Consider the following 22,531-nt stretch of genomic DNA (forward strand, 5'->3'; position numbering starts at 1 on the left):
GGCAGATTACGCGCCGGATCCTCTGCCGGTGACCCATGGCCGATACGTTAGCTGCTAGCCTGCCGACCCCGCGACGATTGGGCGCCGACGCCTTCTTCGCGGGCGGCATCGTGGCCATGCTCACGATCCTGTTTCTGCCGATTCCGCCGATCCTGATCGACCTCGGCCTCGCCTTCTCGATCGCGCTGTCGGCATTGATCCTGATGGTCGCGCTGTGGATCCAGCGGCCGCTCGACTTCTCGGCCTTTCCGACCGTGCTGCTGATCGCGACGATCCTGCGCCTGGCGCTGAACGTCGCGACGACGCGGCTGATCCTGTCGCGGGGCGGGGAGGGCGAGCAGGCGGCCGGTCACGTCGTTGCCGGCTTCTCCAAGTTCGTCATGGGCGGCGACTTCGTCATCGGTCTGATCATCTTCGCGATCCTCGTCACGGTGAATTTCGTCGTGATCACCAAGGGTGCCACGCGTATCGCCGAAGTCGGCGCCCGCTTTACCCTGGACGCGATCCCGGGCAAGCAGATGGCGATCGACGCGGATCTGTCGGCGGGCCTGATCGACGACAAGGAAGCGCAGCGCCGGCGCCGCGAACTCGAGGAGGAGAGCGCGTTCTTCGGCGCCATGGACGGCGCCTCGAAGTTCGTTCGGGGCGATGCCATCGCCGCCCTGATCATCACGGCGATCAACATCTTCGGCGGCATCATCATCGGCGTCACCCATCACGGGCTGACGCTGTCGCGCGCCGCCGACGTCTACACCAAGCTCTCGGTCGGCGACGGCCTGGTGTCGCAGATGCCGGCGCTGATCGTGTCGCTGTCGGCGGGCCTGCTCGTCTCCAAGGGCGGCACCAGGGGCTCAGCCGAGCAGGCCGTGCTGCGGCAGCTCAGCGGCTATCCGCGCGCGGTGTCTGCCGCCGCGCTGATGATGTTCGTGCTCGCCTTGATGCCGGGGCTGCCGATGGCGCCCTTCCTGCTGCTCGGCGGCGTCATGGCATTCATCGGATACGCGCTGCCGAGGCGGCAGGCGGCGCGGGAGCGGAAAGAGGATGCGCGCAAGGCCGACGAGCGCGCCCAGTCCGAGGCCAAGGAATCCGTCAAGGAATCGCTCAAGACCGCGGAGATCGAGCTGGCGCTCGGCGGCCACCTTTCGGTCCATCTGCTGGGCTCGCGCACCGAGCTCGCGCACCGCGTGGCCAAGATTCGCAAGAAGTTCGCCAAGCAGTACGGCTTCGTGATTCCCGAGATCAAGCTCACCGACAATCTGTCGATCGACCCCAAGGGATACCAGATCAGGCTCCACGACACCCGCATCGCCCAGGGCGAGCTCCGGCTCGGCGAGGTGCTGGTGCTCGTCGACAAGGACGGCAAGCCCGACGTGCCCGGCGAAGAGGTGATCGAGCCGGCCTTCGGCATGAAGGCATTGTGGGTGACCGACGCGTTCACCGACGAGGTCAAGCGGCAGGGTTGCAAGCCGGTCGACAATCTGTCGGTGCTGCTCACGCATCTGAGCGAAGTGATCCGGGCCAATCTCGCCCAGCTTCTGTCATACAAGGATATGCGCGGCCTGCTCGACCGGCTCGATCCCGAATACAAGCGCCTGGTCGAGGACCTCTGCCCGTCGCAGATCTCGTACTCGGGCCTGCTGGCGATCCTGAAGATCCTGCTGGCCGAACGCGTGTCGATCCGCAATCTGCATCTGATCCTGGAGGCCATCGCCGAGATCGCGCCCCATGTGCGGCGCTCCGAGCAGGTCGCAGAGCACGTGCGCACGCGCCTTGCCCAGCAGATCTGCGGCGACCTCTCGGACAACGGCGTGCTCAACGTGGTCCGTCTCGGCAACCGCTGGGACCTGGCGTTCCACCAGAGCCTGAAGCGCGACGCCAAGGGAGACGTCGTCGAATTCGACGCCGATCCGCGCCTGATCGAGCAGTTTGCGACCGAAGCCAGCGCCGCGATCCGCAAGTTCACCGAGAACGGTACCAGCGTTGTGCTGGCGGTGACCCCTGAAGCCCGTCCCTATGTCCGGATGATCCTGGAGCGGGTGTTTCCGACGCTGCCGATCCTGTCGCATGTCGAAGTCGCGCGCAGCGCAGAGATCAGAGCGCTCGGAGCCATATCGTGATCAGCGGCCTCGCCGACAGCGTTCTGGTGACGTTCATCGTGTTCTGCCGCATCGGCGCCTGCCTGATGCTGGTGCCCGGCTATTCCAGCGTCAACGTCCCGGTCCAGGTCCGCCTGTTCGTCGCACTCGTCACAACGTTTGCGCTGACGCCGATCCTGATCGCTGTCCTGAAACCCCTCACGGACAATGCCGCGCCGCTGACGCTCGCGCTCCTGATCGGCTCAGAGCTCGTGGTCGGCAGCGTCATCGGGCTCGGCGGTCGCGTGTTCTTCCTCGCGCTCCAGACCATGGCCACCATGATGGCGGGCGCGATCGGGCTGAGCAACATCCCGGGAACGCCGATCGCCGACACCGATCCTGCGCCGGCTTTGGTGCCGCTGATCATGGCGGCCGTCACCACGCTGTTCTTCATGACCGACCAGCACTGGCAGGTCCTGCGCGGGTTGATGAACTCCTACGACGTCTGGCATCCCGGCGACAGGCTCGGCGGCGGCATGGCGCTCGACCAACTCGTCGGCCGGCTGTCCGAGGCGTTCGTGCTGACGCTGCGGATCACCAGCCCTTTCATCGTCTATTCGGTGATCGTCAACCTGGCGGTCGGCCTGATCAACAAGCTGACGCCGGCGATTCCGGTCTATTTCATCTCGGTGCCCTTCGTGCTGTGCGGAGGCTTCCTGCTGCTCTACCTCACCAGCGACGAGCTCTTGACGCAATTCATGCTCGGCGTCTCGTCGTGGCTGGCGGAGTGACCGGTCATGACGTCGCGCGCGGACAAGCTCGGCCGGATGGTCTCGCTCGTGAAGCTCCAGCTCCGGCTGTCCGAATGGCAGCTCGCGCAATTGCGGCAGCAGGAGAGAAGCTTGCAGGACGAGCAGGAATGGCTGGTCGGGACCCTGAACGACGGGACGCCCCCGGCGGGATCATCGAGCGAATCGATCGCGCGGCGCTTGAGCAGGACGAGCGTCGGCGCACGCGCGGTTCAGGCCCAGGCCTCGCAGCAGCTCGACCAGGTCCGCGCGGAGAGCCGCCGTATGAAGCAGCTCGAACAGGTCGCGAAGGCGGCACTCGCGGAAAAGCTTCGCGACGCCGAAAAGCGATCGCTCGAGGAGATGACGGGAACCAGCCTCATTGTGCGCGAGTGGACGCCACGGCCAGCCAACCGGACCAAGACATGATCGTAACAGCGACAACCGACCTCGTTCTCGACGTTCTCGATGCGGCCGACCCGGTAGCGCAGCGCGCGGCGACCGCCAAGCTCGACGGGCTGAAAGCCTCCGATGCCGATTTCGCCGCCACGATGGATGCGGAGGTGGGCAAGGCTGCGGCGGCGGCCGATCAAGCGGCGACGAAGCTTTCGGAAGCGCAGCCGGGTGCGGTGAACGGGGCTCCGGTGCCGGTGATCAAGGCGCCGGCTTCGGGCGAAGTGTACCGGAAGTTCGAAGCTTTCATTCTCCAGACCTTCGTCGAGACGATGTTGCCGAAGGAGTCGGAGGAGGTCTTCGGCAAGGGCACGGCCGGCGGCGTCTGGAAGTCGATGCTGGCGGAGCAACTGGGTGCTCAGCTGGCGAAGGGCAAGGGAATTGGCATTGCCAAGCAGCTCGCCGCCGCGCATCCGGCGGGGCCTGACGTTACGGGCAAGGGCGGATGACGATCCGGAAATGGAAGACAGAAGTTGAAGGGTGAATTTCCTATGCAGGCACAAGATGGCGCGGCGACCCTGGTGATGGAACAGCCGGTCGTGGAAACCGGGGCGATGACGACGGCAGCCGCGACGACCGACGTGCTGTTGCCCGTGCCGCTGCCGAATGGCGGCGGCGAGATCGTGAGCGACGGCGCGGACGCGGCGAGATCCGACGAGGTGCGCGGCCTGCTGGCCGCGATCCGCCGGCTCGAAAGCATCGTCGAGGAGGAGACCGCCGCGCTCTCGACGGGCAATAAGATCGATTTCGACGATTTCAGCGCCCGGAAGAGCCGGAGCATGCTGGAATTCGTCCGCTTGATGCGGGCACGAATGCATCTCGGCGGCGAGGTCGAGATCACCGAGGAGATCCAGCGGTTGCGCGAGAAGCTTGAACGGAATCGCGCCATCCTCGAGATGCATTACGACGCGGTACGCGAGGTTGCGGCCATCATCGTCAAGGCCATCAGGGACGCCGAATCGGACGGCACCTATACCGGTCGCGCAGCACAGGACGGAAAATGATCAGACTCGTGCTGGCCGGGCTCTGGGTATGCATCCTCACCGCGGGCACGAGCTATGCCGTGGCCTATTGGAAGGAAAACGGCAGCCTGCTGCCGGCGAAAGACGAATATCTCGAGGGGCTGCAGTACCAGAAGACGCGGGCGCTGAGCGTGCCGATGGTCGAGGGCGGCAACGTGCAGGGCTATATCGTCGCGCGCTTCGTCTACACCGTGGATGCGAGGACCTTGCACCAGCTCACCGTTCCGCCGGAGCCGTTCGTCGTCGATGAGGCCTTCCGCAGGATCTATGCCGACGACCGCCTCGACTTCAGAAAGCTCGCCCGTTACGATCTTTCCATCCTCACGACGGCCATCAAGCAGCGCGTTAATGAGCGGATGCAGGCGGAAATCGTCCAGGACGTCCTGGTCGAGGATTTCAACTACGTGTCGAAGGACGAATTCCAGCAGAAGCCCTGACGCACCAGCCGGCTCCGGAGCGTCGCGGGACCGTGCCTGCGTTCGCCGCTTCTATCGTTGAAACTACAACGGCCTCTGCGAAATTGGTTAGCAGAGGCCGTTGTCGGTTTCGAGGGTGTGCGCCCCGCCGGTTCAGTTTCCAGCCGGATACGCCGCCGGGGCGGCATGTGCCCGGTTCAGGAGAATGCCGACCTCGTCGAGCTCCTGCATCGGCACGTCAATGGTCTCGCCGGCCGGGATGTTGAGGCGGTATCCGACGTAGCGCCGGGCCACGATCGCGTCGAAGCCGAGGCGGTCACGAAGTTTCTTGCGCAGCTTGCTGACGTGACTCTCGATGACGCTCTCGTCGAAGGTCGACTCGAAGATGCCGTAGACCGCGTTGAAGATCTGCGTCTTGGTGATCCACTTGCCGTGGTTGCTGACCATATATTCGAGAATGCGCAGTTCGCGGCGGGGCAGGGTGAGGGCGTGGCCCGCGATCTCGGGGTCACGTCCGTTGAAGAAGACCTGGATCCTGGTCTCGCAGGGCCTCGGCAGTTCGCCCACGCGACGGCGCGCGATCGCGGCCGTTCGGGCGAGGATCTCGCGGAGATGAATCGGCACGTGCACGACGTCATCGACGCCCGATTCGAACAGCTCGAGCGTGTTCTTGAGCATCTTCTGGCCGCTCATGGCGATGATGGGCGCCGAAGAGCGCTTGCGCATCGCCCGCGGCAGGCTTCCACGGGCGTCGCAATCCCCGAGGAGGAACGCGTCCACCGCAGCCAGATCCGATTCACTCGCAGATTGCAGCCAGTCCCAGAATTCTCCGGAGGAGAAGCCGATCGACGATACACCTTCGCGAACGAGCCCTCCGACGTAGCTGTTCGCGACGCTCTCGCGATCATCAACGATAATATACATCAGTCTTTCGCCCCTGTTTCGCAACTGTTGCGGCCGGTTGTTTGTTGTGATGCCCCGGCTCGGCAACGATGCTGTTTGACGACATTCCTTCCCGCGAACCGTTATTATGGTTTCGATATTCGCGGGCAGCCCTACGCATTCAGTGCCTGCGTCTCGCAGGCCTGCTACTTCGACTCGATACTGAACGCTTACTGCGTGAGGCCCGGCGGGTGTCTTACGGATCACCCCGCGGAGCGGATTGAGAAAGCGACCTAGAACAGTTGCGCCAGGTTGCTCATCGCGTCCGAACGCTACTGCACTGTGTCGATCTCCTCGCCAACTGGCGAGAATCACTTGAGTAGGACCGTAACAATTGCCGATTTCCGATCAAGCGTGCGCAACAAAGCGATTGCTACACGTGCTTGATGCTGTTGGTTTGTTTCGGGTTGTTTCTTTGTATATCCAATCGCATCAGTTGATTTGGAATTCGAACTAGTTTTGCACCGTGGCGGTTCTAAAGTTCCGCATCCCCGTATGATTGCAGCTATTTTGGGTGGTCTTGCAGGTCATGCACATCGAGTGGTTTTCAACCCGGGATTGACTCTCGCCGTCGCGTTTCCATGTGCGACAATTCGACTCATTATGGCGAGATGACTCCAGTTTGGCGAAATCTTGGCGGGTGTGTGTCTTTCGAGTCGCACTCTCGCCACGTGTATGACTCGTCGGACTCATGTGACGTCGTCGCACGCGATGAAAAGTTTTCGATACGCACGTTTCGGGCAAGCTTCGGCAAATAACGTCATCGTCCGACAGATCGAACCGAACGGAGCATTCCCGCATGTTGTCCGATGGACAAGCTCGTCCCAACGCGACCGCTGATGTTTCCGCAGCGGCGAAGCCGGCTGCGGAGGTGCGCGATGTCAGGGACAATACGGCGCGAGCCCCCAAGCCCGCTGCGAATACCAAGCGTGTGTCGGCGGCAGCGAGTGACGAAACTCTGGCAAAAGAGGCGCTCGAGGGTCTGAAGCGTATTCGCGCCAAGGCGCGCCTCGACAAGATGGCGATACCGAAGCCCGCGCCGACCGTGATCAAGCCGGCAGTGATCGTGGCCAAGCCGCCGCCGCCGCGCCCGACATGGGTTGCGCCGCTCGCCACATTGGCGGTCGCTTCGATCCTGGTGGTCTGTGCCTGCACCGGCGTGATCGCCTATCTCACCACGCAGCCCGCCCAGAGCAGCGTCGCAGCCAATACGGAGATCAGGATTCTGCGCGAGACGGTGGCGCAGCTACGCAAGCAGGTGTCGGGCGTGTCCGAAAATCTCGACGGCCTGCGCACCGCGGTCGATCAATCAAGCAAGGCAACCAATGACCGTTTTGGCCGTTTCGCCGAGAACCTGGATCGCATAGAACGGGTGAGTTCGTCCTCGACGGTGAAGCTCGACAAGCTCGCCCTGGCCCAGGACCAGGCTCCGACGCCCGCCGCCTCGCAACCGCAACAGCCAGTGCCGATGATGGCTTCGGTCGCGGCACCCGAGATCACGGGATCGGTGCCTCCATCCGAGCGCGGGTCGGCACCGCGAAAGGCGGTCAAGGGCTGGTCGGTCCGCCAGGCCTATGAGGGAATTGCGATCCTGCAGGGCCCCAACGGCGTCATCGAGGCCGTGCTGGGACAGCAGGTGTCCGGCCTTGGCCGCATCGAGGAGATCAGAAGCGAGAACGGACGTCTGGTGGTGGAGTCCAGCGGGGGCGTCATCTATTCGTCACGAAAGGCGGCACCCTGATCGAAGGCCGCTTCTATTGACGGTGATGCTCGAAGCTGGTGCATAGCAGATCGACCTCCGCCTCCGCGATCGGCGCGCGAAACAGGCGGCAGCTGAACTCGACCGTCGTCTTGCTGTCCGTCGTGGTGCGGTCTTCGCGGAGGAAGATGCATCGCTTGCAAACGTCGGTGTGATGCCGCTGTTCTGCGGCGTCCGACTGATCCAGCACATGCCGGAACGTGTCGCGGAAGCGGATCTTTGCCTCGTCGTCGAGTACGTCGATCGCCTCGACGAGGACGTTGACGGGGTCGCGCACCAGGAACTTCTTGCCCTGCAGCGTGACGCTCAGCATCACCGAGCGCTTGTCCTTGGCCGAGCGCTTTCGCTCGACATAGCCGAGCCGCTCCAGCTCGCCGATGATGAACGAAGCAGTGCCACGCGTGGTGCCGACGTAACTCGCGAGCGCCGACGGTGTTCGGGAAAATCGGTTGGCGCGGGACAGGAAACGCAGCGCCATCCACTCGCGGTCGCGCAACCCGTGCTTGGCGCCTTCGAACCACAGGATCCGCGCGGCCTGCTCCAACAGTTCAATCGATTCGCGAGCCAAGTTCATTTCAATTCCAGGTCGGATAAAGCTTTATTCAATTGAGCCTTTGGTAGCGCAATCTGGGTGGACGAGGATGAATCTCTCGGGCGATCCTTCCTCCGTTGCCGGAAGGCAGACCGCGCGCGGGAAGAGCCTTGGTTCTGCGGAGGGAACTTCCGGACGTGGAACTAGAGCTTCACAAAGAAAGTTCGAGTAAATCGCCTCGCTCAACTCTTCCGATAATTTCAGTCAAATGACCGCAGTTCGCGCGCGGATCTCCGATGGCTTGCGATGCGGGAGCAACATGATGTGTTGTTGCGGCTACGGCAGAGCTCATTTGTTGCCGCGACGTGCTTCGAATTGCGCGACGAGGCGCATCGGCTGCAACTCCCGGCAGCGCAAGTCAGGACGAGGGAACCGCCATTTTCGGTTAATGGATGTTGCGCCGCAGCGCAGCCAGCCGGTTAAATCCGAAATACGATCGGGCCTGGGAATGCCAGCGTGCCGTCCGTGATCGAGCAAGCAAACCGTTCAGCGTCTTGTTGCGACGAGCCTGATGCCCGAGGCCGCGCCGGTGAAACAGCGCCGCAAGCAGGCCTGATGGCGGCAGCGCTCGCAGGCTGGTGATTTGCGTTTGGCCGGCAACCAAGGGCGAATGCGCCGCCTGAAGGATCGGGGCCAGGCATCAGGAAGGACCGACCGATGAGTCTCGAAACCACCATCACATCCGACGTCGTCGGGCTGACGAAAGTCGCCCCGGTCTCGCGTCGCGGCTTCATGAGCGTCACCGCGGCTGTAGCCGCCGGCTACACGCTTGCGGCCGGGCCGGTCCGCGCCGAGGTGATCACGACAGACACCAACGGTCTCCAAACCGGCGATGCCAGGATCAAGGTCGGCTCCGAGGAGATGCCTGCATATTTTGCCCGCCCCGCCGGCAATACCAAGGCGCCGGTGATCATCGTGGCGATGGAGATCTTCGGCCTGCACGAATACATCAGGGACGTGACGCGGCGCCTCGCCAAGCTCGGCGCATTCGCGGTCGCGCCCGACTATTACTTCCGCAAGGGCGTCGATCTGACAAAGGTCACCGACATCAAGGACCTGCTGCCGGTCGTCAATGCCAAGCCGGACGCGGAGCTGCTGTCCGATCTCGACGCAACGGCGGCGTGGGCAGGATCACAAGGCGGCGATACCACGAAGCTCGGCATCATCGGCTTCTGCCGCGGCGGTCGCACGGTCTGGGAATATGCCGCCCACAGCGGCACGCTCAAGGCCGGCGTCGCGTTCTATGGTCCGCCGGTCGATGCGCCTAATCCGCTGTGGCCGAAGAGCCCGATGCAGCTCGCGCCCGAGATGAAGGCGCCGGTGCTCGGCCTCTATGGCGGCGCCGATACCGGCATTCCCGTCGCCCAGGTCGAGCAGCTCAAGGCCGCGCTCGAGCGGAACAAGAAGACGGCCGAATTCAAGATCTATCCGGAGGCGCCGCATGGCTTCTATGCCGACTACCGCGGCAGCTACCGCAAGGACGCGGCGGAAGATGCCTGGAAGAAGGCGCAGACCTGGTTCAAGAAATACGGCGTGTTGAGCTGACGCTGAGGCATGATCCGGAAAAGTGTGCAGCGGCTTTCCGACAAGATCATGCTCAAACAATTCACGAGGGCGGCCCGAGCGGCCGCCCTTGCTATTTTAAGGCGCCGGTCTCACTTCACCATCGCGCCATAGACGATGTCCTGGACCTGCTCGCGGTAATATTTCCTGAGCTCGCCAGGTGCCGCTGTTCCCACCACGACGACGAGACGTTCCTTGGGGTCGCAGAAGAACTGCGTCCCGTAGGCGCCATTCCAGGTGAACTCGCCGGGATTGCCGGGAACCGATGACAATCCCTCGCTGGTCCGGACCGCGACCGCGAGGCCAAAGCCGAAGCCGGCGCGATGCGGCTCGACATTCGCCACGTTGTTCTTGATCTCGGGACCGAGATGGTTGGTCGTCATGTGATGCACGGTCTTCGGGGAGAGGATGCGCTGGCCGTCGAGATCGCCGCCGTTGAGCAGCATCTGGCCGAAGCGGATGTAGTCGCCGACCGTCGCGAACGAGCAGGCGCCGCCGCAGTCGAACCTGGTAGGCGTATCCAGCAGCTTGATGGCCTGCGGCTTGCCGGTCAGCGGATCGTTGCCGAACGGGCGGGCGAGGCGCGGGCGCTGTACGTCGGTCGGATGAAAGGTCGCATCCTTCATGCCGAGGGGTTGCCACACATTGGCGGCGAGATAGTCTCCGAGCTTCTGCTCGCTGACCTTCTCGACGACGGCGCCGAGCACGTCGATGGAGAAGCCGTATTCGAATTCGGTCGAGGGCTGATGCGCCAGCGGCAGCTTCGTGATGCGGTCGATGAACGCCTGGGTGTCGCCTTCGATCGCCGGCGCGACGCCATCAGGATATTGCCGCGCCACCGGGCTAGATGAGTCCGGGCGGCCGCCATACATCAATCCGGACGTATGCCGGTAGAGATCGTGGATGAAGATCGGCGAGGCCTGCGACTCGAGCTTGAGCGAACCGTCGGCCTGGACGACGCCGACCTTCATGCCGGCAAAGCCGGGATAGTAGTCCGACAGCTTGGCCTGGAGCGGCAACTTGCCTTGTTCCATCAGTGTCAGGCCCGCGACCGCGGCCATCGGCTTGGTCATCGAGGCCAGCGCGAAGATCGCATCGACGGGCATTGGCGTGCGCTTGTCCGGATCGAGCATGCCGTAGGCCCTGTAGTGCACGAGCTTGCCGTCCCGCGCCACAGCCACGACCGCGCCGGGCACGCGCTTGGCGGCGATCTCGCGGGCGAAGAAATCGTCGAGGCGGGTGAGGCCCTGCTTTGAGAAGCCGGCATCGTCGGGATTGGCTTCGGGCAGCGGCGCGGCTTGCGCTGGACCGAACGTGATGACGGCAGCCGCCGCGATCATGGCGATCGTCTTCTTCATTGTTTCCTCCCAAGGCGAGCTCGTTATGCAGTGGCCCCGCTCAACGGGTAGATCAAGGCCGCGCTGGCGCGAAGTCAAGCGCGAGCACGGCATGTCTGGGGCGGCGGAGATGCCGACCCCTATCGTCCTTCCCCCGCGCGCCATAGCGCATCCAGGGCGTGGCGGTAGCTCGGATAAGCAAGCGTGACGCCGAGCTCGCGCTTCAGTCTAGCGTTGCAGACGCGGGCGCTGCTGGCATAGAAGCTGCGGGCCATCGCCGACATCTCGGCCGTCTCGAACGCCTCTTCGGGCGGCGGTGCAACATTCATCAGCTCCGCCGCGTAAGCAATCACGTCCTGCGGCGGCGCCGGCTCGTCGTCGCAGACATTCCAGGTGCCGCCGCCCGGGCGATGAATGGCGGCCATGATCGCGCTCGCGATGTCGTCGACATGGATGCGGTTGAAGACCTGTCCCGGCTTGATGATGCGCCGAGCTGTTCCAGCGCGCAACGTCACCAGCGCGTTGCGGCCGGGGCCGTAGATGCCGGCAAGCCGCAGGATCGCGACATTGCCGTGCGCCGCGTCCCTCCAGGCCTGCTCGGCAGCAAGGCGCAAGCGCGCGCGCTCGAGGCTCGCCTGCGGCGGCGTGCTCTCGTCGACCCACCCGCCGGCGTGATCACCATACACGCCGATCGTGGACAGATAGACGATCTTGCGGTGGCGGCCCGCCGCCAGCACGCCGGGAAAGGCCTTGATTGCGGGATCGCCGGTGCCGCCGGGCGGGATCGAGACGAGAAGGATATCGGCGTCGCGGATGCGTTCGACTGTCTCGCGTGCCGGACCGCCGCCGGAGAAGGCATGTGTCGCGATGCCGGCAAGGTCGTTTCGTGTTCCGGGATCGCGCACAGTGCCGGCGATATGCGTGAAGGTGCCGCCAAACCTGCGGACGAAATGCCGGGCGCTGTAGCCGAGGCCGAGGATGAAGAGCCGCATGCGTCTGCCGTTCTGGTCGGAGTTCCCGTTCGCGCGAGCTGCGCATCCTCGCTCATAAGAGATTTTTGGGTCCGGCAAAAGATATTGCGATTTGTCCCGCGCGCCAGTGCGGGCGATGCTTGCCTGTCACAGAGGGGACAGGATGAATGCGTCGATCATGCGGGCAGAAGCCCCCGCCACGGTGCCATTGGACGCTGCGGAGCTGATCCGGAGCGCCGCCGCGCTGATCTTCGATGTCGACGGCACCTTGGCCGAGACCGAGGAGCTGCATCGGCAGGCCTTCAACCATGCCTTCACCCGCCATGGCCTCGACTGGCAGTGGGACCGTGCCGTCTACAAGGACCTGCTGCGGGTCACCGGCGGCAAGGAGCGCATCCGCGCCCACCACGAAAGGCTGCGGATCGCTGCGCCATTGTCGGACGAAGACATCGCTGCGCTCCATCGCGTCAAGACCGCACAATACGCCGAGCTGGTCGCGACCGGCTGCTGCCCCTTGCGGCCGGGCGTGACGGAACTCCTCGCTGCTGCAAAGGCGCGCGGCCAGCGGCTCGCGATCGCAACCACCACCTCGCACGGCAACATCGATGCGCTGCTGTCGCGGGCGCTGGGAACGCGCTGGGCGGCGGACTTCGACGCGATCGTGGCCGGCGATGACGTGCGCCAGAAGAAGCCGGCGCCGGATGTCTATCTCGAAACGCTGGCCCGGCTGAACCTGGAGGCTTCCGACTGCGTCGCGATCGAGGACTCAGCCAACGGGCTGATCGCGGCCTCGCGCGCCGGCATTCCGGTCCTCATCACGCGGAGCATGTTCTTCAGCGACGATGATTTCGGCGATGCACGGTTCGTGCTGGATGATTTGTCGGAACTCGGGGCCGCCAAATGAAAAAAACAACAAAACAACCCCATGCACAGTAGAACGCGCCCGCGGGCCGGCCGCCTTCAGTGGACCCGGTGGCTCGCTCTATCGTCTTCGCCCTGCTCGACAATCTGCGCAATTGGGCTCGACTGATGATGCACAAGGCGCCAGCCGTCGCCGACGCGCCGAAAATGATTGGCGGCGGCCAAAGCGGTGCCGTCGACGATCTCGATGCAGAGCACGCGCGCGCTGTCGCCATCGACGATCGCCTGCGGTTCGGCGCAGACGATCTGCGGCCGCTCCGGATTTTGCAGGATGTCGCGCCAGCTTCCGATCACGGTGGCGCGGCCGATGATGGCCGGCCAGCCGGGGTGGATGCAGGAAATGGCGTCATCGTCCGCCCACATCCGCTCCATGCCGTCGAAGTCGCCCTTTGAAAAGGCGGCGTAGAAGGCCGCGTTCGCGGCGATGACCTTGCTGTCCTTTGCCATGCCTTTCGGGTGGGGCAACGACAGCCAAAAATCAAGCGCGACTTCCGTCGGTTTTGACCGCAGTGCAGCATTGCCCGCTTTGAAGTCACGCCGAGATGAGCATCGCCACCGCGCGCCGCGCGCCGTTCTTGTAAAGCCGGTCGAGCGCCGCGGTCACGGCCTCGCGCAGGCGCGGCTCGGCGGCCAGCGGTCCGAACACCTTCTCGATCCCGAGCAATGCGGGCGCGAGCCGTTCGGCGACAGGCCCGGCCTCGCGTGCCAGCGCCGCGAGGTCGCCGGCAAGCGGATCGCGCACGTCGATCGCGCGGCCCTGCTCGTCGAGGGCTGTGACGTAGCGCATCCAGCCGGCCACCGCGAGCGCATGCGTTGCGATCGGAAGGTTTCTGGCGAGACGGTCCTGCATCGCGCCGAGCAGGCGCTGCGGCAGCTTTTGCGAGCCGTCCATCGCAATCTGCCAGGTGCGGTGATGCAGGGCAGGATTGGCAAAGCGCTCGAGCAGCGAGGCACGATAGGCGGCAAGGTCGGTGCCTGCAGGCATCGTCAGCGTCACCGCGGCTTCTTCCATCACCTGTGCGGCGAGGCGGGCGAAATGCGGATCCAGCATCGTGTCGGCGATGGTCTCGTAGCCCGCGAGATAGCCGAGATAGGCCAGCGCCGAGTGGCTGGCGTTGAGCAGTCGCAGCTTCATCAGCTCGAACGGCTTGACGTCGGTGACGAGCTCGACGCCCGCGGCGGCAAGATCAGGCCGTCCCGCTGTAAAACGGTCTTCGACCACCCATTGCGTGAAGGGCTCGGTCATGACGGGCCATGCATCGCGCATGCCGAGCGCGGTCGAGACCATATCGCGGTCGGCATCATTCGTCTCCGGCACGATGCGATCGACCATGGTCGACGGGAAGGCGGCGCTATCAGCGATCCACTTGCCGAGATCCTTCGAGCGCAGTGCCGCGAACTGCGTCACGATCCGCTGCACGGTATGGCCGTTGGCGGCAAGGTTGTCGCAGCACAGCACGGTGAAGGGCGCGAGTCCCTGCGCCCGCCGCCGCGCCAGCGCAGCCACGATGAAGCCGGGTGCCGAGCGCGGCGCGTCGAAATTGTTGAGATCGTGCACGACATCGGGATGGCGCTCGTCGAGATCGCCGGTCTGCGGCGTGTGGCAATAACCCTTCTCGGTGACGGTGAGCGAGACGATGCGGATGGCGGGATCGGCCATCCGCTCGACCAGCGCTGCCGGCTTCTCGCGCGCGACCATGCTGTCGAGCAGCGCGCCGATCACGCGGTGCCCGGTGCCTTCGGCTGCACGCACGGCGACAGTGTAAAGATGGTCCTGCGGGGCGAGGGCGTCGCGCGTATCCGGGCTACGCAGGCTCGCGCCGACGATGCCCCAGGCGTTGCTGCCTGCGGCAAGACAATCGTCGATGACGACCGCCTGATGGGCGCGATGGAAAGCCCCAAGGCCGAGATGCACGATGCCGGGCGTAACGCGCGAACGGTCATAGGCCGGGCGGCGGATAGCCTGCGGCAACCGCTCGAGATTGGCGCTGCCAAGGCGCATGGACGTCTCCCTTTGCTTTGGCCGCTGCTTGACATGGCGCCCGTCCTCGGTCAATGCTCCGGTCAATTGGTAAGACCAATTCTCCAAAATTGGCGGGCCGCCGGGGGAAGCCTCCCCTGCGAGACCCTTTAGGGAGGACCAGCGTGCCGCTGGAAGCTGTGGAGGCGAGACGGCTTTATCGCCAGGTCGCCGATCAATTGCGAAGCCTGATCGACAGCGGCGAGTACGCGGTCGGCAGCCGCTTGCCGACCGAGCGCGAACTCGCCGAGCAGCTCAAGATCTCGCGGCCGACCGTGCGCGAAGCCCTGATCGCGCTCGAGGTCGAAGGCCGCCTCCGCATCCGCGTCGGCTCCGGCATCTATGTGATCGAACCGGCGGCCGTTGCGGCGCCCGCAACCGCCGCAGTGATCGAGGGGCCGTTCGAGCTGCTGCGCGCCCGCGAATTCCTGGAAAGCGCGATCGCCGAACAGGCCGCGCGCGTGGCGACGAAGGACGACATCGCGCGGATCGACGCTTCCGTTCTAGCGATGGAGAATGTCGAGCATCCCGGCGAAGCCTCGATGGTCCACGACCGTGCCTTCCACGTCGCGATCGCCGGAAGCCTCGGCAATGCGGTTCTCGTGCGCGTGGTCGGCGAACTGTTCGACCAGCGCCTCAATCCCTATTTCGCGCAGCTTGCGCATTATTTCGAGAGCCCAGGCACGTGGCGCACGGCGCTCGACGAGCATCGCGCCGTGCGTGACGCCATTGCGGTACACGATCCGCAAGCTGCCCGCGATGCCATGCGCGATCATCTGGCGCGCTCCCAGGAACGCTTTGCGCAGAATTTCGGCGCCGAGACCGCGGCAGGATCGTCCGCCGGGCGAGGCCAGGCGGCGCGATCTCCACCAACGCCGGCGGGATCAAAACGAGCGCCGAAGAAGCGGGCCAAAAAGGAAGCCAAGAGCGGCAGCGCGCGACAGCGATGAGATTGGGCGGCCCGTCTCGGTTTTGGGCGGGCGAACAAGAAGCAGACTTTAGTCAGTGGAGGATAAGTCAGTGTTGAAGAAAATGACGATGGTGCTGGCGACTTCGGTCGCGGCGATGTTCGCGACGACCCATGCCGGCATGGCGCAGACCAAGCTGAAATGGGCGCATGTCTACGAGACCTCGGAACCGTTCCACACCGCTTCGGTCTGGGCCGCGCAGGAAATCGGCAAGCGCACCAACGGGCGCTACCAGATCGACGTCTATCCGGCATCCCAGCTCGGCAAGGAAGCCGACATCAACCAGGGCCTCTCGCTCGGCTCGGTCGATATCATCATTTCCGGCTCGAGCTTCGCGGCCAAGAGCTTTCCGCCGATCGGCGTGACCTACTATCCCTACACCTTCCGCGACGCCGACCATCTCCTCGCCTACACCAAGAGCGACATCTTCAAGGAGCTCGCCAAGGGCTATGAGGACAAGAGCGGCCACCACATCGTCGCCGTGACCTATTACGGCGTGCGCCAGACCTCGTCGAACAAGCCGATCAAGACCTGTGCCGACCTCAAGGGCCTGAAGATGCGCGTGCCCGACGTTCCGGCCTATCTGGCGATGCCGCGTGCCTGCGGCGCCAACACCGCGCCGATCGCGTTTGCCGAAGTCTATCTTGCGCTCCAGAACGGCACCGTCGAGGCGCAGGAGAATCCGCTGACCACGATCGAGGCCAAGAAGTTCTACGAGGTGCAGAAGCACATCGTGCTCACCGGCCACATCGTCGACCACCTCAATACGGTGGTGGCGGGCGCGCTCTGGAAGAAGCTGAGCGACGAGGACAAGAAGATCTTCACGGACGTGGCGCAGGAGGCTGCCGCCAAGGCGACCGCGGAAATCAAGCAGAACGAAGCCAAGCTGGTCGCCTTCTTCAAGGAGAAGGGCCTGACCGTGACCGAGGTCGACAAGAACGAGTTCCGCGACGCCGTGCTGAAGAACGTCGCGTTCGAGACCTTTGGCTATCGCAAGGCGGATTGGGAGCGAATCCAGGCGGTGAAGTAGCGACCTTGTCGTCATTCCGGGGCGGTCCGCAGGACCGAACTACGGTGCGCAATAGCGCACCTGAGAATCTCGAAGTTCCGGGTCCGGTGCTAGCGCACCAACCCGGAACGACGCGTTGCAGGTTTTGAGGAGCATCCCCATGTCCACCGCCGAAACGCACCGGCAGATCACCGCGGACGAGATCGCCCATACCTTCGAGGAGGAGGCGGCGCCGAAGGTCGATCTCGGCATCTACGCTTTCGAGGACTGGGTGGCGCTGGCGATCTTCTGGGTGATGGCGCTCGCCGTCTTCCTGCAGTTCTTCACGCGCTACGTGCTCAACGACAGCTACGCCTGGACCGAGGAGATCGCGACCTACTGCCTGATCGGCGTGGTCTTCATCGGCTCCTCGATGTGCGTGCGGCTGTCACGGCACATCCAGGTCGATCTGATCTATCGCTATCTGCCGCATCTACCGGCGCGCGCGCTGTCGACCGTCATCGACCTGATCCGGATCGCATTCTTCGGCTACGCCATCAAGCTGGTCTGGGTCTACATCCAGATCATCGGCGATGAATCGATGACCACGATCAATCTTCCCAAGGACTACGTCTACTACGCGGTGCTGCTCGGCTTCGTGCTGATGTTCGTGCGCTCCGTGCAGGTGGCGGTGCAACATCTGCGACAGGGCTACTCGATCCTCGAACGTCCCGGCGCCTACGACGGTTTTGAAGGATAAAGTCATGCTGCTGTTGCTTGGAGGCTTCCTCATCCTGATGCTGCTCGGCGTACCCGTGGCGATCGCCATGGCCTCGTCGTCGCTGCTCTACATCCTCGTCAGCGGGGTGACGCCCGACGTCACGCTGGCGCAGCGCATGATTGCCGGCGTCGAGAGCTTTCCGTTGCTCGCTGTGCCGTTCTTCATCCTGGCCGGCAACCTCATGAACATCGCCGGCGTGACCGGCCGCATCTACAAATTCGCGGTCGCGCTGGTCGGCTGGATGCGCGGCGGCCTCGGTCACGTCAACATCATCGGCTCGGTGATCTTCTCCGGCATGTCCGGCACCGCGATCGCGGACGCCGCCGGTCTCGGCACCATCGAGATCAAGGCGATGAAGGACCACGGCTACACCACCGAGTTCTCGGTCGGCGTCACCGCGGCCTCCGCGACGCTCGGTCCGATCATCCCGCCGTCACTGCCTTTCGTGATCTACGGCATGATGGCGAACGTCTCGATCGGTGCGCTGTTTTTGGGCGGCGTCATTCCCGGCGTCGTCCTGACCCTGCTGATGATGGCGACCGTCACTTATTTCGCCCACAAGAACAAATGGGGCAGCGACACCCCGTTCTCCTGGCCGCAGCTCGGCTCGGCCGGCCTCGAGATCGCCATCGTCCTGGCTTTCCCGCTTGCGATCTGGCTGATGGTGGTTGCCGGCATGTCGACCAACATGGCGGTCGTCATCGGCCTCGGCGTGCTGCTCGCGATCGACTGGTACTTCGACTTCTCCGCGGTGATGGCGCTGATGGCACCGGTGATCCTGATCGGCGGCATGACGCTCGGCTGGTTCACGCCGACGGAGGCCGCGGTCGCCGCCGTGATCTGGTCGCTGTTCCTCGGCCTCATCCGCTACCGCACCATGACGCTGAAGACGGTGGCCAAGGCGACCTTCGACACCATCGAGACCACGGCCTCGGTGCTGTTCATCGTCACGGCAGCCTCGATCTTCGCGTGGCTGCTCACGGTGTCGCAGGCGGCCCAATTGCTGTCGGACTGGATGCTCAGCATCACCCACAACAAATGGGTGTTCCTGGCGCTTGCCAACGTCCTGATCCTGTTCGTCGGCTGCTTCATCGACACCACGGCGGCGATCACCATCCTGGTGCCGATCCTGCTGCCGATCGTGCTCAAGCTTGGCATCGATCCGATCCATTTCGGCCTGATCATGACGCTGAACCTGATGATCGGCCTGCTGCATCCGCCGCTCGGGATGGTGCTGTTCGTGCTCGCCCGCGTGGCAAAGCTCTCGGTCGAGCGCACCACGGTCGCGATCCTGCCCTGGCTGGTGCCGCTGATGCTCGCGCTGATCGCGATCACCTACATCCCCGAACTGACCCTCTGGCTGCCTAAATACATGGGACTCTCCAAATGACCTCCACAGCTCTCGCCGCTACCCTGTTCGGGCCCGAAGACCTGCGCATGATCGAGCATCCGCTCGACAAGCTCGCAGGCGGCATGGTGCGTATCCGCTTCGGCGCCGGCGGCATCTGCGGCTCGGACATGCATTACTTCCGTCATGCCCGGACCGGTGATTTCGTGGTGAAGTCGCCGCTGGTGCTGGGCCATGAGATCTCTGGCGAGGTCGTGGAGATATCCGGCTCCGCCGCTAATTTGAAGGTCGGCGACCGCGTCGCCGTCAATCCGTCGCGCTGGTGCGGCCATTGCGTCGCCTGCCGCGAAGGCCGGCCGAACCTCTGCGAGAACATCTACTTCATGGGTTCGGCCTCGAAGACGCCGCACATGCAGGGGGGCTTTGCCAATTATTTCGACGCGATCCCGGCGCAGTGCGTGAAGATCCCGGATCATGTGTCCTATCAGGCCGCGGCGCTCGCCGAGCCGCTTGCGGTCTGTCTGCACGCGGTCGCGCGTGCCGGCAACATCGAGGGCAAGCGCGGCATCATCTTCGGTGCCGGTCCGATCGGGCTTCTGACCATGCTGGCTGCGCACCGCGCCGGCATGACTGACATCACGGTCGCCGACATCGCGCCGGCGCCGCTGGCCTTTGCTAGCCGGCTCGGCGCCTCTCATGTCGAGAACGTCGCAAGCGGCGAGGAGGGCCTCAAGGCGCAGGCTGCTTCGCGGCCCTATGACGTCGCTTTCGAGGTCTCGGGCACGGCCGCGGGCCTTGCCAGCGCCATCGGCATCATCCGGCGTGGCGGCATCGTGGTGCAGATCGGCAATCTGCCGGGCGGCCAGATTCCGGTGCCGGCCAACGCGGTGATGGCGAAGGAAATCGACCTGCGTGGCTCATTCCGCTTCGGCTTCGAATTCTTGAACGCGGTGGAACTGATCGGAGCCGGCAGCGTCGACGTGCTGTCGCTGGTCACCGCCGAGCGGCCGCTGTCGACCGCGCCCGACGCGCTGCGGCTGGCGCTCGACCGCTCGCAGAGCGTCAAGGTGGTGCTGACGGCGAACTGACCCGGGAGAATTTCGATGATGCTAGAGGGATGGCGCTGGTACGGGCCCGATGATCCCGTGTCGCTCGACGATGTCAGGCAGGCCGGTGCGACCGATATCGTCTCGGCGCTGCATCAGGTGCCGATCGGGGAGGCCTGGACGCGCAAGGCGGTCGAGGAGCGCAAGAATTTCATTGAGCGCGGCCAGCCCGGCCGCTCGCAATTGACCTGGTCGGTGGTGGAATCGATTCCGATCCCCGACGACGTCAAGCGTCTCGGGGGCAAGGCTACGAAGTCGATCGAGGCGTGGATCGCGAGCCTTGAAGCCGTGGCGGCCTCCGGCATCAAGATCGTCTGCTACAATTTCATGCCGGTGGTCGACTGGTGCCGCACCGATCTGGAATGGGAGCTGCCGAACGGCGCCCGCGCCATGCGTTTCGACCAGGATCGCTTTGCCGCATTCGAGCTGCACATCCTAAAGCGTCCCGCGGCGCTCGAGGAATACTCGCCCGAGCAGCAGGTGCGCGCGAAAAAGCTGTTCGACGGGATGAACCAGGCCGATATCGACTATCTCGTCATGGTCATCGCCAGCGCGTTGCCGGGCTCGACCACCGAGCCGATGACGATCCCGCAATTCCGCGACCGGTTAGAGACCTATCGCGACATCACGCCAAAGATCCTGCGGCAGCATCTCGCCGAATTCCTTGCGCGCGTCGCGCCGGTCGCCGAGCAACTCGGCGTCTCGCTGACGCTGCATCCGGACGATCCGCCGCGCCCGCTGTTCGGCCTGCCCCGCGTTGCCTCCAGCGTCGACGACTATCAGGCGCTGTTCGACGCCGTGCCGTCCAAGGCCAACGGCATCTGCCTGTGCACCGGCTCGCTCGGCGTGCGCGCCGAGAACAACCTGCCTGCCATGGCCGAGCGCTTCGGCCCGCGCATTGCCTTTGCGCATCTGCGCGCGACCAAGCGCGAGGCGGATGGCCTGTCGTTCTACGAGTCCGATCATCTGGACGGTGACGTCGACATGGTCGCAGTGCTCAAGGCACTGCTGAAGGAGAACGCGCGGCGTTCGCCCGACAAGCGGATCGTGTTCCGGCCCGACCACGGCCACCGCATGCTCGACGACCTCGCCGCCACCAAGCGCACCAATCCCGGCTACACCGCGATCGGCCGCCTGCGCGGCCTCGCCGAACTGCGCGGTGCGATCCGCGCGATCGAGCATCGGTGAGGTGTGTCTCGCCTCTCCCCGCCTGCGGGGAGGTGCCGGAATCTAGCCGCGTCGTCGTTGCGAGCGCAGCGAAGCAATCCAGAATCCCTCCGCGGAAAGACTCTGGATTGCTTCCGCCTTCGCCAAGGCTTCGGCGGACAAGTCGCTGCGCTCGCAATGACGTGGAGGGAGAGGTGCCGCACTCCAAACACCTCCCGCTCGCTCAATAGCACGCCGCCATCGCACCGAGTTTCGGATGGAGCCGGTCGATCGCGGCGATCTCGCTTTGCATCTGCGCGGTGATCCAGTCGCGGATTTCGGCGGCGATGGGGCGCATCGGCCGGTTGCGCGGCGGCAGGAACTCGCAGATGCGCCGCGTGGTGGTGAGCGCGTTGGATGCCGGCACCAGCGCGCCGGTCAACAGCCAATGCGAGGCAACCGTCAGCCAGCCGAGCGCGATGCCCTGGCCGAGCAGGGCGGCCTGCACCACGACGGCATAATCGGTAAAGCTCAGCGCCTTGGCCGCGCCACGCCGCCGGGTGAGGAACGATGAATAATCCGCCGCCCAGTCGCCGGGCGTGTCGGCAAGGCGGATGATGGTGTTGCCCTCGGCAGGCCCGGTCTCGCCGAGATAGGCAGGGCTGCACACCGGCAGCATCACCTCTTTCATCACCAATGTGCCGCCCGAAGACGGTTCTTCGCGATCGCGGAAGCGCATGCCGAGATCGACATTCTCCACCGGTCCGCGCAGCGCGCCCGAGATGAGCTGGAAGCGCAGATCGACCTGCGGAAACTGTTTCTGAAGCTTGTCGATCCGCGGCATCAGCCAATGCGTGGTGAAGGCGGAGGAGACCGAGAGCGTCACCGTCTCGGTGCCCTTGCGGCGGCGCTCGATCTCGATCAGCCCGGTTTCGATGCTGCGAAAACCGTCGAGCACGCGCCGATAGAGCAACTCGCCTTCCTCGGTGAGCACCGCGCGTCCCGCTTTGCGGTCGAACAGGCGCACGCCAAGATGATCCTCGAACTGGCCGAGCATGCGGCTCACCGCCGGTTGCGTGACGTTCAATTCAGCCGCAGCGGCCGTGAAGCTGCCGTTGCGCGCTGCTGCGTCGAAGACGAACAGGGCGTTACTTGAGGGCAGCATCCGGCGCAGCTCGGGCATAACGCCATGTTATGAGCCTGGTAAGAATTTGGCAATTGCCGAGTTCTGCCAAGTCTGGTGTCATTGGCATGACAGCATAAAGACAGGGTCTTGGAGCGAAGATTGGTTGCAGCGCACGCTGCGATCCGGATTGCTCCGAATCCCTGTCTATA

At 64.4% G+C, this 22,531-nt stretch carries 22 protein-coding genes; 15 read left to right on the forward strand and 7 right to left on the reverse strand.

What is annotated here, in order from left to right:
• Positions 1–35: 35 nt before the first annotated feature.
• The 6 genes from flhA to OC450_RS00925 are packed head-to-tail and all read left to right on the forward strand — an operon-like array spanning position 36 to position 4,775.
• A complete protein-coding gene (flhA, locus tag OC450_RS00900) occupies positions 36–2,117 on the forward strand; it encodes a flagellar biosynthesis protein FlhA (RefSeq protein WP_211387279.1) in 2,082 nt (693 codons plus the stop codon).
• Entirely contained in the window at positions 2,114–2,866 is a 753-nt protein-coding gene (fliR, locus tag OC450_RS00905) for a flagellar biosynthesis protein FliR (RefSeq protein ID WP_211387278.1), read from the forward strand. Before flhA ends, fliR begins: the two co-directional genes overlap by 4 nt.
• Before the next feature lie 6 nt (positions 2,867–2,872).
• Entirely contained in the window at positions 2,873–3,292 is a 420-nt protein-coding gene (locus OC450_RS00910; protein ID WP_211387277.1) for a hypothetical protein, read from the forward strand.
• A complete protein-coding gene (locus OC450_RS00915; RefSeq protein ID WP_211387293.1) occupies positions 3,289–3,765 on the forward strand; it encodes a rod-binding protein in 477 nt (158 codons plus the stop codon). Before OC450_RS00910 ends, OC450_RS00915 begins: the two co-directional genes overlap by 4 nt.
• A gap of 42 nt (positions 3,766–3,807) precedes the next feature.
• Complete coding sequence (locus tag OC450_RS00920; RefSeq protein WP_211387276.1) at positions 3,808–4,320, forward strand: flagellar biosynthesis protein FlgN; 513 nt, start codon at positions 3,808–3,810, stop codon at positions 4,318–4,320.
• Positions 4,317–4,775 carry a hypothetical protein gene (locus OC450_RS00925; RefSeq protein ID WP_211387275.1) on the forward strand — a complete coding sequence of 153 codons (459 nt, stop codon included), beginning with the start codon at positions 4,317–4,319 and terminating at the stop codon, positions 4,773–4,775. Before OC450_RS00920 ends, OC450_RS00925 begins: the two co-directional genes overlap by 4 nt.
• A 132-nt stretch (positions 4,776–4,907) precedes the next feature.
• Here OC450_RS00925 and OC450_RS00930 read toward each other — a convergent pair whose 3' ends face one another.
• Entirely contained in the window at positions 4,908–5,678 is a 771-nt protein-coding gene (locus tag OC450_RS00930; protein WP_256805843.1) for a response regulator transcription factor, read from the reverse strand.
• Between the two features lie 817 nt (positions 5,679–6,495).
• Between OC450_RS00930 and OC450_RS00935 the strand changes: the two genes are divergently transcribed.
• Positions 6,496–7,437: a hypothetical protein gene (locus OC450_RS00935; RefSeq protein ID WP_256805844.1), complete on the forward strand. Its 942-nt coding sequence runs from the start codon at positions 6,496–6,498 to the stop codon at positions 7,435–7,437.
• 13 nt (positions 7,438–7,450) lie between these two features.
• Here the strand turns inward: OC450_RS00935 and OC450_RS00940 are convergent, their stop codons facing one another.
• Positions 7,451–8,029, reverse strand: coding sequence for a MarR family winged helix-turn-helix transcriptional regulator (locus OC450_RS00940; RefSeq protein WP_256805845.1), 579 nt, complete (start codon positions 8,027–8,029; stop codon positions 7,451–7,453).
• A gap of 675 nt (positions 8,030–8,704) precedes the next feature.
• On the opposite strand from OC450_RS00940, the gene OC450_RS00945 reads away from it, so the two are divergent.
• Positions 8,705–9,592: a dienelactone hydrolase family protein gene (locus OC450_RS00945; RefSeq protein WP_262046991.1), complete on the forward strand. Its 888-nt coding sequence runs from the start codon at positions 8,705–8,707 to the stop codon at positions 9,590–9,592.
• Positions 9,593–9,702: 110 nt separating this feature from the next.
• Here OC450_RS00945 and OC450_RS00950 read toward each other — a convergent pair whose 3' ends face one another.
• Positions 9,703–10,968 (reverse strand): serine hydrolase domain-containing protein, encoded by a 1,266-nt coding sequence (locus OC450_RS00950; RefSeq protein ID WP_262046992.1) that lies wholly within the window; start codon positions 10,966–10,968, stop codon positions 9,703–9,705.
• Between the two features lie 119 nt (positions 10,969–11,087).
• Positions 11,088–11,939, reverse strand: coding sequence for an SDR family oxidoreductase (locus OC450_RS00955; protein WP_262046993.1), 852 nt, complete (start codon positions 11,937–11,939; stop codon positions 11,088–11,090).
• Between the two features lie 157 nt (positions 11,940–12,096).
• On the opposite strand from OC450_RS00955, the gene OC450_RS00960 reads away from it, so the two are divergent.
• Entirely contained in the window at positions 12,097–12,822 is a 726-nt protein-coding gene (locus OC450_RS00960; RefSeq protein ID WP_262047228.1) for an HAD family hydrolase, read from the forward strand.
• A gap of 56 nt (positions 12,823–12,878) precedes the next feature.
• Here OC450_RS00960 and OC450_RS00965 read toward each other — a convergent pair whose 3' ends face one another.
• Positions 12,879–13,286: a nuclear transport factor 2 family protein gene (locus OC450_RS00965; protein WP_211384229.1), complete on the reverse strand. Its 408-nt coding sequence runs from the start codon at positions 13,284–13,286 to the stop codon at positions 12,879–12,881.
• An 85-nt stretch (positions 13,287–13,371) separates the two neighbouring features.
• A complete protein-coding gene (locus OC450_RS00970; protein ID WP_262046994.1) occupies positions 13,372–14,841 on the reverse strand; it encodes a mannitol dehydrogenase family protein in 1,470 nt (489 codons plus the stop codon).
• A 143-nt stretch (positions 14,842–14,984) separates the two neighbouring features.
• Between OC450_RS00970 and OC450_RS00975 the strand changes: the two genes are divergently transcribed.
• The 6 genes from OC450_RS00975 (at position 14,985) to uxuA (ending at position 21,238) form a co-directional block, all read left to right on the forward strand.
• On the forward strand, positions 14,985–15,809 hold the full coding sequence (locus OC450_RS00975) for a FadR/GntR family transcriptional regulator (protein ID WP_262046995.1): 825 nt from the start codon (positions 14,985–14,987) through the stop codon (positions 15,807–15,809).
• An 88-nt stretch (positions 15,810–15,897) separates the two neighbouring features.
• Positions 15,898–16,857 carry a sialic acid TRAP transporter substrate-binding protein SiaP gene (locus tag OC450_RS00980; RefSeq protein WP_211384795.1) on the forward strand — a complete coding sequence of 320 codons (960 nt, stop codon included), beginning with the start codon at positions 15,898–15,900 and terminating at the stop codon, positions 16,855–16,857.
• Between the two features lie 139 nt (positions 16,858–16,996).
• A complete protein-coding gene (locus OC450_RS00985; RefSeq protein ID WP_211384232.1) occupies positions 16,997–17,575 on the forward strand; it encodes a TRAP transporter small permease in 579 nt (192 codons plus the stop codon).
• 4 nt (positions 17,576–17,579) lie between these two features.
• Complete coding sequence (locus OC450_RS00990; RefSeq protein WP_262046996.1) at positions 17,580–18,986, forward strand: TRAP transporter large permease; 1,407 nt, start codon at positions 17,580–17,582, stop codon at positions 18,984–18,986.
• Positions 18,983–20,032, forward strand: coding sequence for an L-idonate 5-dehydrogenase (locus OC450_RS00995; RefSeq protein ID WP_211384234.1), 1,050 nt, complete (start codon positions 18,983–18,985; stop codon positions 20,030–20,032). Before OC450_RS00990 ends, OC450_RS00995 begins: the two co-directional genes overlap by 4 nt.
• 18 nt (positions 20,033–20,050) lie before the next feature.
• A complete protein-coding gene (uxuA, locus tag OC450_RS01000; protein ID WP_262047229.1) occupies positions 20,051–21,238 on the forward strand; it encodes a mannonate dehydratase in 1,188 nt (395 codons plus the stop codon).
• A gap of 202 nt (positions 21,239–21,440) precedes the next feature.
• On the opposite strand, the gene OC450_RS01005 is transcribed toward uxuA, so the two are convergent.
• Complete coding sequence (locus OC450_RS01005; protein WP_256805853.1) at positions 21,441–22,379, reverse strand: LysR family transcriptional regulator; 939 nt, start codon at positions 22,377–22,379, stop codon at positions 21,441–21,443.
• Positions 22,380–22,531 lie beyond the last annotated feature (152 nt).

Origin of the sequence: Bradyrhizobium sp. Bra78 (assembly GCF_024519855.1) — a bacterium.
Taxonomy (GTDB): domain Bacteria; phylum Pseudomonadota; class Alphaproteobacteria; order Rhizobiales; family Xanthobacteraceae; genus Bradyrhizobium; species Bradyrhizobium japonicum_G.